This is a genomic window from Saprospiraceae bacterium, assembly GCA_016712145.1.
Classification (GTDB): Bacteria; Bacteroidota; Bacteroidia; order Chitinophagales; family Saprospiraceae; genus Vicinibacter.
The window spans coordinates 2,439,993-2,451,637 of record JADJRO010000001.1; the positions used below are offsets into that span (position 1 = coordinate 2,439,993).

At 36.4% G+C, this 11,645-nt stretch carries 9 protein-coding genes; 6 read left to right on the forward strand and 3 right to left on the reverse strand.

Features of this window, described 5'->3' with window-relative positions; translation table 11 throughout:
* Nucleotides 1-406: 406 nt before the first annotated feature.
* Nucleotides 407-1,591, reverse strand: coding sequence for a hypothetical protein (locus IPK91_09995; GenBank protein MBK8297588.1), 1,185 nt, complete (start codon nt 1,589-1,591; stop codon nt 407-409).
* Nucleotides 1,592-1,598: 7 nt separating this feature from the next.
* Complete coding sequence (locus tag IPK91_10000) at nt 1,599-2,033, reverse strand: DUF2062 domain-containing protein (protein MBK8297589.1); 435 nt, start codon at nt 2,031-2,033, stop codon at nt 1,599-1,601.
* A gap of 232 nt (nt 2,034-2,265) precedes the next feature.
* Here IPK91_10000 and secA point away from each other — a divergent pair, with 232 nt between their 5' ends.
* The 6 genes from secA to IPK91_10030 all read left to right on the forward strand — a co-directional run bounded on the left by secA (nt 2,266) and on the right by IPK91_10030 (nt 10,280).
* Nucleotides 2,266-5,550, forward strand: a complete 3,285-nt coding sequence (gene secA / locus IPK91_10005) for a preprotein translocase subunit SecA (protein ID MBK8297590.1) — start codon at nt 2,266-2,268, stop codon at nt 5,548-5,550.
* Complete coding sequence (locus IPK91_10010) at nt 5,547-5,933, forward strand: hypothetical protein (protein ID MBK8297591.1); 387 nt, start codon at nt 5,547-5,549, stop codon at nt 5,931-5,933. Before secA ends, IPK91_10010 begins: the two co-directional genes overlap by 4 nt.
* A 5-nt stretch (nt 5,934-5,938) precedes the next feature.
* A complete protein-coding gene (gene rodA / locus IPK91_10015; GenBank protein MBK8297592.1) occupies nt 5,939-7,327 on the forward strand; it encodes a rod shape-determining protein RodA in 1,389 nt (462 codons plus the stop codon).
* Nucleotides 7,328-8,464 (forward strand): tRNA guanosine(34) transglycosylase Tgt, encoded by a 1,137-nt coding sequence (gene tgt / locus IPK91_10020; protein MBK8297593.1) that lies wholly within the window; start codon nt 7,328-7,330, stop codon nt 8,462-8,464.
* Nucleotides 8,458-9,567 (forward strand): LptF/LptG family permease, encoded by a 1,110-nt coding sequence (locus tag IPK91_10025; protein MBK8297594.1) that lies wholly within the window; start codon nt 8,458-8,460, stop codon nt 9,565-9,567. The genes tgt and IPK91_10025 overlap by 7 nt, the downstream gene beginning before the upstream one ends.
* A gap of 176 nt (nt 9,568-9,743) precedes the next feature.
* The gene (locus IPK91_10030) at nt 9,744-10,280 is read left to right on the forward strand and encodes an RNA polymerase sigma factor (GenBank protein ID MBK8297595.1); all 537 of its coding nucleotides are present in this window, start codon (nt 9,744-9,746) and stop codon (nt 10,278-10,280) included.
* A gap of 623 nt (nt 10,281-10,903) precedes the next feature.
* Here the strand turns inward: IPK91_10030 and tmk are convergent.
* Entirely contained in the window at nt 10,904-11,524 is a 621-nt protein-coding gene (tmk, locus tag IPK91_10035) for a dTMP kinase (protein ID MBK8297596.1), read from the reverse strand.
* Between the last annotated feature and the right edge of the window lie 121 nt (nt 11,525-11,645).

The window sequence follows — 11,645 nt, forward strand, 5'->3', positions numbered from 1 at the left end:
TGGGAAACAAATTAAAATTCATGCTCTATTTTCTAAGCTCCTTATTGCTTGTATGTAAATCAAATTCTACTTTTAGTGACCGGAATTTAAGATTGGTTATCAAATCTATAAAACTATTTCCACAACAACCCAATTTCCTAAAATAATTTACACAAACACACAAATTTCAATTTTCAAAAAAAACGCTCCATTCATCTAAAATGAGATCCAATAAACTATATCCTTCCCGCTATACTTCTTGTGCTAATATTCTGAATTTCATCATTGAAAACTCGCAATTGCTATCGTAATTCGTAATTGAACACTCGTAATTAACTTCAATCAACCATCTTCGAATAATAATTCCTGATATATTGATTTTCAGTAATTAATTTCGTAATTCGTAATTGAACATTCGTAATTGACTTCAATCAACCATCTTCGAATAATAATTCCTGATATTTGGAAAGAATGTAATCCAGTTCATTAACACACGTCCTAAATAATACGCAGTTGCTTGCTTCGTTTTAACAAACCATCGGGTATTTGGATCGTTGACAATTTCGTGACATCCACTGTCAATCAATTTTTGCAATCGTTGGGTAACTTCATGCACAAATGGCTTGGATAAAATATCAACATTCAATTCAATGCTTGCATAGGCACTCAAATGGTTTAAATTAAATGAACCAATCGTCATCCATTCACCATCAATTACGGCCAATTTGGCATGCAATACGGTGGGCGTCCATTCGTAAACTCTTATATTATTTTTTTGTAACCATTTGTATAAATACTTGCTCGCATGGTGAAAAAAAGGAATATCAGAGATCCCGGATAAAACAACTTTAATCTTCACGCCTCGCCTGGAGGCATTCTCTAAAGCTTTTCTTAACCTAAATCCCGGTAAAAAATAACTTGCAAATAAAATAATAGATTTCTCTGAATTCTGTACAGCCATTAAATAGGATCGCAAAATTTGACTTCGCTTACGTAACCAGTCATTTTGCCGGATATTGATATGAATTGCAGATAAATTTGTGGGGATTCCTGCCAATCGCTTAGGCATGCCAACAAATGCTTTCTCTTCAATTAGAAAACATATTTTTTCAAATTGCTTGCAGATACTTCCTTCGATCAATACACCAAAATCCAACCAGGGTTTATGAAATTCAGTTCCTTCATACTTGGTAGCCAGATTAATGCCTCCTACCAAGGCTGCTTGTTGATCAAATACTGCAATTTTATGGTGAAGCCTTCTACCAATCCTTAAATTTTTGAACAAGGAAATTTTTGAGAAAAAACGAAATTGAATTCCGTTTTCAATCAGATACTTTTCAAAATCACTGCTTAATTCAATTGACCCAAATCCATCAACTACCAAATCTACATCTACTCCGCGCTTTACGGCCCGAATTAATGCATCTGCAATTTTTTGCCCTGTAATCTCATCATCCAGTTTGTAGGTCTGAATCGATATGGTACTTTGTGCATGTTCAATTTGTTTAATAAACTCTTTAAAAAAAGTTTCGCCGCTTTGTAAAAATGTTAAACGATCTGCTTTTGCAAAACTTCGGAGATATTTTTGTGCGTTTCGTTTTTCAAATTTCATAAAATTACTAAGTAATGACTTTTTTTGGAAAGCGGTTTTTATAATTACTTACAATTTTTTTAACTAAAAAGTAAATTCCCACACTGCATGCTGTACTTAATAAGGTGGATCCAATCAATAAACTTAATCCTACTTGATCCAATTGTTTATACCAGGTTTTAAAATTAAATTCAAAACTGCTATTGATCAACAAGGCTCCGATTTTATAACTCAATGCCATAAAAAAGGGTCCGGTAAACACATTTGAAATCAAACTGCCACTGATGGCTGATACTAAATTGAAATTAAAAAACCGATATGCCAACAATACCAATAAGGTACCGGTACCAAACGTAGGGAAAATGCTTATAAACGCTCCAATGGCTGCGCCAAATGCGATCTCATGACTGGTACCATGAGAGCGCAACACTTTAATAAGTTCATATCGGATTCTTCGGAACATTTAATAGAAACGGTTTTTTTCAATAAAAGATCTCAAAGGGCCAAACATAGTATTTCTCTCCCTATTTTACCAGTAGCTTTACACGAAATATCTAAACTCATACAATTTCCCCTGCCATTCTGTCATTAATTCTTTGATGGTATGATTTGTGTTCCCGCATCACGGAATTCAGGCTGAGTTGGCACTGAAATATGTAATTTTGACCCTCATTTATGTTCGGAGTACTAAAAAGATTTTTGGCAGCAAACAGGATAAAGATGTTAGAGCCTATAGCCCTCGTATTGAGGAAATTAACCATTTTGCCACCGCTTACCAGCAACTCAGCAATGACGAGCTTAGGAATAAAACACTTGAATTTCGAGCCCGGATTGGAGACTATTTAAGTGCTATTGATCTGGAAATCAGTAATTTAAAAGAACAAGCCGAACAAGAACCGGATGTGTTTACCAAGGAGGATATTTATAATGAAATTGACAAAAAGCTGAAAGAACGAAACCAGCAGATAGAAGAAATTCTCAATAAGTTGCTTCCGGAAGCATTTGCCGTGGTCAAAGAAACTGCCCGCCGCTTCTTTTATAATGAAAGCTTAATCCTTAAAGCTACGGATCACGATCGCGATTTGTCCATCCATAAATCATACATTACCCTGAACGGCGATCAGGCGGTATATGCAAATAAATGGACCGCTGCGGGAGGGGATATTACCTGGAACATGATCCATTACGACGTTCAACTCATTGGTGGAATGGTCTTGCATGATGGTAAAATTGCAGAGATGGGTACAGGGGAAGGAAAAACCCTGGTGGCAACCCTGCCAGCCTACCTCAACGCCTTACCCGGTGAAGGGGTTCATATCGTTACCGTCAATGACTATTTGGCACGAAGGGACTCTGAATGGATAGCTCCGATTTTTGAATTTTTATTGCTTACGGTTGATTGTATTGATAAATACAAACCGCATTCTCCGCAGCGTATCAAAGCCTATAATTGCGATATCACCTACGGCACGAATAATGAATTTGGTTTTGACTACCTGCGTGATAATATGGTTCGATCTGTTGATGAAAAAGTACAGATCAAACATCATTATGCCATGGTGGATGAGGTAGACAGTGTGTTGATTGATGATGCACGAACTCCATTGATAATTTCTGGTCCCGTTGACGTTGATGAAGAAAGTGAAGAATACAATGTACTTAAACCAAAAGTCGAACGACTGATCAACGAACAAAAACGCTTAGCCAATCATTATCTAACTGAAGCCCGCAAATTAATTTCTGAAGGAAAAACGGGCTATGCGGAAGGTGAAGGTGGGATGTCGCTGTTGCGATCTTATCGTGCACTTCCAAAATCAAGGCCCTTAATAAAATACCTGAGTGAAGACGGCATCCGAAACGTCCTTCAAAAATCAGAGAATTATTATATGCAGGAGCAATCTAAAAACATGCGGATTGCTGATGCTCCTTTGTTATTTACAATTGATGAAAAAAATCGTCAGGTAGAATTAACTTCTTTGGGCATTGATTTTCTTTCTAAAGGGGAGTCTGATCCAACTTTTTATATTATACCTGATCTCTCTTCGGTCATTCATGAAATAGAAACGAATCCTTCTTTAAATAAAGATGAAATCATTAGTCAAAAAGAAAAAGCACTAGAAGATTATTCTACAAAATCAAAACGATTGCATTGTGTAAGTCAACTTTTAAAAGCATATGCAATTTTTGAAATCGATGAGGATTACGTTGTAATTGATGGCCATGTAAAAATTGTAGATGAAGGGACAGGTCGTTTGTTGGAAGGCCGCCGGTATTCAGATGGATTGCATCAGGCTATCGAAGCAAAAGAACAGGTTAAAGTAGGTGAGTTAACACAAACCTATGCAACCATCACCCTGCAAAATTATTTTAGAATGTATCATAAGCTGGCTGGTATGACCGGTACAGCCGAAACAGAAGCGGGTGAATTCTGGCAAATTTATAAATTGGATGTGGTTGTTATTCCAACCAATAAAGTAATCATTCGTGATGATCGCGAAGATTTAGTTTATAAAACTGCCCGCGAAAAATACAATGCGGTTATTGATGAAATTGCGGTTTGCACCAATCAAGGAAGACCCGTTTTAGTAGGTACGACTTCTGTTGATATTTCAGAAAAACTAAGCCGTATGTTGCAATTGCGTGGCATTGCACACAATGTATTAAATGCAAAACAACATCAGCGTGAAGCCGAAATCATTGCCGAAGCAGGTAAACCAGGAAAAGTTACCATCGCAACCAATATGGCGGGTCGGGGAACGGATATTAAAATTACAGAGGAGGTTAAACAGGCTGGTGGACTTGCTATCATAGGTACTGAACGTCACGAATCCCGTCGGGTGGATCGCCAGCTGCGAGGTCGCGCCGGTCGTCAAGGGGACCCTGGCTCCAGTCAGTTTTTTGTTTCTTTTGAAGACAATCTGATGCGATTATTTAATTCCGATCGGATTACTGGCATCATGGATAAACTCGGCCATAAAGAAGGAGAGGTTATGCAACATTCCATGGTTACTAAATCTATCGAACGCGCACAGAAAAAAGTTGAGGAAAATAATTTTGGCATTCGTAAACGCTTATTAGAGTATGACGATGTAATGAATATTCAACGGGAGGCCATTTATAAAAAACGGGATCATGCATTGTATGGCGATCGTCTTTCGGTTGATTTAAGTTATATGTTTCATTCAACGATTGAAAATACAGTAAGTCGTTTTAAATCAACCGGAGATTACGAAGGTTTTGAATTTGAATGCATCAGTACGCTTGGAATCGAACCAGAAATGGGCCCTGCCTTCTTCCGTGAATCCAAAGATCAGGATGTTGTCAACGAACTTGCAAAACAGTTTTATAGTTTTTATAACCGAAAGGAAGAAGGCATTAAAGAAGTCCTGATGCCTTTTATAAAAAACATCCATCAAAACGAGGGTCAAAAATATCAACGGATTGCAATTCCATTTTCTGACGGTCACTCCGAACCGCTTCCAATCGCAGCTGATATTGAAACGGCTATTAAAACAAATGGTTCCAATATCATGCGGGATATCGAACGTTCCGTAGCCCTTGTGAGGCTCGATTACGAATGGAAAGAACACCTTCGAAATATGGATGAATTAAAAGAATCGGTTCAGGCTGCAAGCTTCGAACAAAAAGATCCTTTGGTCATTTATAAAATTGAAGCTTATAAATTATTTGAAACCCTGGTTTATAAAATGAATCAGGATATTACTTCCTATCTTTCAAAAGGAAAATTACAGATTAATGTAAACCAGGAAGTGCGGGAAGCTCGTTCGCAACGAACAGATTATAGTAAAACCAAAACAAACCGCTCTGAAGAAACCATGCGGAGGGCAGCAGAATCTGCAGGTCGTGCTGAACAACCAGCCATCCAACAGGTTCGGAATACCGGACCAAAAATTGGAAGAAACGATCCTTGTCCATGCGGTAGCGGTAAAAAATTTAAAAATTGTCACGGCGCTGAATGAAACATACAATGCTAATTGCTTGCTTTTTTTTATTGTTTAGCATTGCCTTGCATGCACAGGAAAGCATCACCATTCATGAAGATCCTAAGGTCAGTTTAATCATGGATCAATATATGAAAGCCAACCGTGCCATCACCCACATTACGGGTTGGAGAATAACGATTATTACAACAACCGACCGCCGGTTGATGGAAAATACTAAATCCAGTTTTCAACAACAATTTAGCTTGAAAAGTAAATGGGAATATAAAGAACCCTACTATTATTTAAAGGCAGGGGCCTTTCTATCCCGTGCTGAAGCTGCAGCAACACTTGAAGGAATAAAAAAGAAATTTCCCAGTGCTTTTTTATCAGTTGATAAAATTGCTTATGATGAATTCTAATACCCATGATTCGAAAACCACGGGCTGCAAATTATGATTGGATTACACTGGGAATTTATTTCAGCTTAATAATTATTGGTTGGCTTTCAATTTATTCCGTTACCTATTCTCAAAATATTAATCGGGATTTATTTGATTTGTCTGTGCCAATTACCAAACAATCATTATACATTGGCATCGCTTTAATACTTTTTTTTATAAGTCAATGGATTGATGAAAAATTTTGGCACACCTTTGCTTATATCATTTATGGATTTGGACTTTTTCTATTACTTATTGTACTAATATTTGGTGTAGAGGTTAAAGGCGCCAAAGCCTGGTTAAATGTAGCTGGACTTTCACTTCAACCTGCTGAAATTGCTAAATTTGGAACCGCACTGGCTTTAAGTTCGTATCTCAGTTATTTCAAAACAAATCTTAAACAAGTCAATTACCAATTAATTTCCTTTGGAATTATTTTCGCACCGGTATTTTTTATTCTACTCCAACCAGATGCCGGCTCTGCTTTGACATTTCTTTCATTTTTTGTCTTGCTTTTTATTGAAGGACTCAATGAATTTTATTATTTAATTATAGTATTGTTTTTTGCAGTATTTATTTTTTCCTTTTTATTTCCCATTCCGTTTATATTATTGGGCTTATTGCTTTTATCGCTTTTGTTATGTTGGTATTATTTTAAACCCTTTAAATTTCAGTGGATCGTATTTCTACTTTTTATTTCCGGTTTAATTGGACTTAACTTTATAATTCCACTTTATCAGGTTTTATTAATTGCCGGAGCCTTACTATTTGTTTCTCTAATTTACTTATGGAAATCAAAAGAAGAACGTCTGAGTTTGATCGTAGCATTTGGCTTTGGCATACTTGCCTTGTTTAGTTATACTTCTATAAATTTTTTCAATGGATTGGAACCACACCAACAAGAGCGGATCAAAGTTTGGCTGACCCCATCTCAATGTGACCCCAGAGGATCCCTTTACAACATCTTGCAATCCAAAGTAGCAATTGGTGCCGGTGGATTTTTTGGCAAAGGCTACTTAAATGGAAATATGACCAAACTAAAATTTGTTCCGGAACAATCTACAGACTTTATTTTTTCATCCATCGGAGAAGAACAAGGGTTTTTAGGTTCGTTAACGGTCATCATCCTTTTTTTTATTTTAATTTTTCGAATCATTCTGATGAGTCAGCGAAGCGAAAAAAAGTTTTTTTCAAATTATGCTTTGTGTGTAGCGGGTCTATTGTTTATTCACGTGCTCATTAATATAGGAATGACCATGGGTCTGGTGCCCATCATCGGGATTCCATTGCCTTTCATAAGTAAAGGAGGATCGGCCCTTATTGGGTTTTCGCTGATGATCGGTGTTTTATTAAAAATGCAAAGAAAAGCTTAAATGAAATCTCGCTTTGAGCTGATTGCTACAGATACAAATTGCCAGGCTCGCGCTGGAAGCTTCTATACAGATCATGGTATAATCGAAACACCAATCTTTATGCCGGTTGGAACATCGGCTACTGTAAAAGCGGTTCACCAAACTGAATTAAAGCATGCAGTAAAAGCACAAATTATACTTGGAAATACCTACCATCTTTATTTGCGTCCTGGAACTGAAATTATTGAAAAAGCAGGAGGTTTGCATGGATTTATGAATTGGGATAAACCCTTGCTTACAGACAGCGGAGGGTATCAGGTCTTTTCATTAAGCGCCAATCGAAAAATAAAAGAAGAAGGAGTGCTATTTTCTTCACACATCGATGGTTCCAAGCATTTATTTACACCTGCCAGTGTGGTTGATATCCAACGCAGTTTAGGTTCAGACATTATGATGGCATTAGATGAATGTCCTCCTTATCCCTCCGAACGGGATTATGCGCGACGTTCGATGAATATTACACATCGTTGGCTGGAAGCAGGCATTAATCATTTTGAAAAAACAAATTCTTTATACGGACACGATCAATGTTATGTACCCATATCACAAGGTTCCGTTTATGAAGACCTTCGCATTGAATCAATCCAGGCAATTAGGCAATACAACAATCCGATTTACGCAATTGGCGGATTGAGTGTTGGCGAACCAGAAGAAGAATTGAATCGACTGGTAGCGATTTGTTGTCAACACATGCCGGTGCAAAGTGCCCGCTATTTGATGGGAGTTGGAACGCCTCAAAATTTATTGAATTCTATCGAACGGGGTATCGACTTTTTTGATTGCGTTTTGCCTACACGCAACGCCCGTCATGGAATCATCTACACTAGTAATGGCATTATTCATATCCGAAATTTAAAATGGAAAGATGATTTCAGTCCTATTGATGCAAAGCTGGATCTTGAAACCAGCCAACAACACAGTAAATCGTATCTTAGACATTTAATTATGTCAAACGAAATATTGGGAGCTCAATTGGCAAGCTTGCAAAATTTGCGATTTTATTTGTGGTTGATGGAAGAATCCAGAAATCAAATTTTAAAAAATAATTTTAAACATTGGAAAGATCAAATTCTTCCTGTAATTAGTTCTAGATGCTGATGTGGGATTTGTTGCGACTTAAAATTGTAGACCGTTACATTATTGGAAAATATGTAAGGACTTTTTTATTTATCATGTTGATGTTTTCATTATTATCAGTTGTTTTTGATGTAAGTGAACGCATCGATAAATTTATTTCAAGAGGTTTAAGTTTTTGGGAAGTGAGTTCACAATATTATTTCAATTTCCTTCCCTGGATTAATTCACTTTTATTTCCTTTGTATGCACTAATTACAGTTATTTTTTTTACCTCAAGAATGGCCGGACAAACAGAAATTATTCCTTTGTTTAGTTCCGGAGTTTCTTTTAAGCGTTTGCTAAAACCATTTTTATTGGCCGGTGCAATTTTTACAACCATACATTTGATAGGAAATCATTATTACGTTCCAAAATCAAATAAAGTATTGCGTGATTTTGATAACAAGTACATACGACCTGGAAATATTAAATCCAGAGACCGAAACATTCATTTTTTTATTGGTCCACATGTAGGCGCTTATTTGCGATATTATCAAGGAGCTGATAGCAGTGGAATTGATTTTCAAATGGAGAAATTTGAAAAAGAAAAAATTATACAAACCCTTGAAGCAAAAACCATCAAGTGGAAAAGTGAACCCAATATTTGGACTTTAAAAGACATTACCATCCGGAATTTTGGGGATAGTACAGAAAATATTGAGGTAAAAACGGGCGTTTCTATAGATACCGCACTCAATTTACATCCGGAAGACTTTGTTTTTATATCCAATCAAAAAGACATGATGACAACTTCCGAATTGGGACGTTTTATTAAAAGAGAAAAGCTAAAAGGTTCCGGAATCAGCAAATTATACGAAGTGGAACGCCAACGCCGTACCGCTGATCCGATTACTACTCTGATTTTAACTTTTATTGGGGCATGTATTGCAACCCGGAAAGTTAGAGGCGGAATGGGATTACATCTGGCTGCAGGCATCATTCTAGGGGTCGTTTACATCTTTTTGTCGAAAATGTCCCTCACTTTTGCCAATAATGACCTGCTTCCTCCCATATTTGCAATCTGGTTACCCAATTTCGTATTTCTGGCGATTGCGGCTTATCTAATGGGAAAAGCCCAGCAATAAATCGCTTGTTTCATTTTTTATTGAACGGATGATAAAATGTAAGAATTTTTAAAATAATTGATTTTCAATTAATTATGCAATTTTTATACAATTTATCAAAATTTTAACAAGTTTTGTTTAAGTAAAATTTCATTTTTATTAAACAAAATAATAAATTTGTAGAGAAAATAGTAGATATGTCGACTGTAGAGTTTTATAATTTGTTGGATAAGCAGACCCAAACCCTTCAGAATTTTGCTTATAGTCTAACCAAAGATTCAGAAGATGCCAAAGATCTTTGTCAGGAAACCGCATTCCGGGCATTGTCAAATAAAGATAAATTTCAACCCGGTACCAATTTTAAAGCCTGGTTAATTACCATTATGAAGAATATCTTCATTAATAATTATCGCCGGAAAGTGAAAGGGGGTGTTATTAATGATCATAGCGATAATCAATACTATCTCAACTCAATCAATAACTCTGTTTTAAACAGAGCTGACTCTGATATTATGATGAAGGAGTTAAATGGTATGGTAGAAAGTCTGGACGATAGTTTGAAAATCCCATTCCTTCGCTATTATCACGGTTATAAATATCAGGAAATTGCTGATGAACTCAAATTACCGCTTGGTACCGTAAAAAGTCGTATTTTCTTTGCCCGTAAAGCCCTTAAAAATATGATCGCAGGTCATTATGCAATTTATGAGGACATTGCTGCTTTGGAAAATTAGAATCCTTATAGCTGATTTCTAAATAGTTCAAAAATTATTACCATGGTTGACTTGCAGCATTGCAAGATTGCAGCATTATAACTTTGCAAGATTGAAACATTGTAACATTGTAACATTGCAACATTGTAACATTGCAGCATTGCAACATTGAAAGATTGCAGCATTTCTCAATAGCCTTCCTTTCTATAGACTTTTTTTCTAATGACTTCTTCGCAATAAACTTCCCTCCTTTTGTCTGAATCAGGATTTACAGGATTTTTGGATTAAAGAGATTGAAACATCGCAAGATTGCAGCATTTCTCTATAGACTTCCTTTCTAAAGACTCCTTTCTATAACATTGGTATTTGTTTATAAAAAACAGTTACCGAAGGCGTCCCCGCCGAGGTTTGAATGCAGTTTAATTGAATATCAAATTTGGATTTGAAATTAATTATGTTCAATGAATCGAACACTTTTTATTTGGAGTGAACCACCGCAAATTTATATTTACCATTTAAATAATTTAATCTTTGCATTGCAACATTCTAGAATTGCAGTATTGCAACATTGTACCATTGCAACATTGCAGCATTGCAACATTGTACCATTGCAACATTGCAACATTGCAGCATTGCAAGATTTCCTACAATCTCCTCACCTCCTCCCAAACATCCTCAGCAATAGCATCAATCGATTGGGTACCATCCAAAATAACAAGATGCTCTTGTTCCTTTAAAAGTGTAATAACTTCAAAATACATATCCCGTACCCGCTTAAGGTTTTCCATCGTTTCATAACGTTCTAAGAAAGCTCTGGAATTTTGCAATCGTTCAAAACTTAATTCAACAGGAATATCAATATAGATATGTATGGTAGGTTTCGCTAATTCTACACAAAGCGCATTGGCATTCATTACCCAATCCAATGGAACCAAACTTCCTTGATAGGCATAGGATGATAAATAATACCGGTCGCAGATGACAGTAATTCCTTTTTCCAGATTAGCCAGTATTCCTTCCTCATGATTTATAACATGGTCCAAACGATCAGCTACAAATAATGCTGCAATCGTTCGATCGTCTGCATCAAGCTTGTGTGCAAAAATATCACGGATCATTTTTCCAATAGGGCGTGTACTTGGCTCAGCCGTTAAGTGTACTGTATCTCCCTGCTGAATCAATCGATCTGCCAATCGTTTCGCCTGGGTACTTTTGCCACAACCATCGATTCCTTCAAAAGCAATAAACTTTGGTTTTTTAATCATTTCAAGACAAAAATAAAATATTACGTCTGGTTTAAAGTGTTTTTCAATAATCAGCTAAAAAACAAAAGCCATCGGTTTGTTGCCGATGGCTTTTGGATAGTTATGTGTTTCTCTAAATATA

Bases quoted from the DNA above. Each gene is read 5' to 3' on its own strand.
- IPK91_09995 (MBK8297588.1), bottom strand. From the start codon at position 1,591: ATGAAATTTGAAAAACGAAACGCACAAAAATATCTCCGAAGTTTTGCA.
- IPK91_10000 (MBK8297589.1), bottom strand. From the start codon at position 2,033: ATGTTCCGAAGAATCCGATATGAACTTATTAAAGTGTTGCGCTCTCAT.
- IPK91_10010 (MBK8297591.1), top strand. From the start codon at position 5,547: ATGAAACATACAATGCTAATTGCTTGCTTTTTTTTATTGTTTAGCATT.
- rodA (MBK8297592.1), top strand. From the start codon at position 5,939: ATGATTCGAAAACCACGGGCTGCAAATTATGATTGGATTACACTGGGA.
- tgt (MBK8297593.1), top strand. From the start codon at position 7,328: ATGAAATCTCGCTTTGAGCTGATTGCTACAGATACAAATTGCCAGGCT.
- IPK91_10025 (MBK8297594.1), top strand. From the start codon at position 8,458: ATGCTGATGTGGGATTTGTTGCGACTTAAAATTGTAGACCGTTACATT.
- IPK91_10030 (MBK8297595.1), top strand. From the start codon at position 9,744: ATGTCGACTGTAGAGTTTTATAATTTGTTGGATAAGCAGACCCAAACC.
- tmk (MBK8297596.1), bottom strand. From the start codon at position 11,524: ATGATTAAAAAACCAAAGTTTATTGCTTTTGAAGGAATCGATGGTTGT.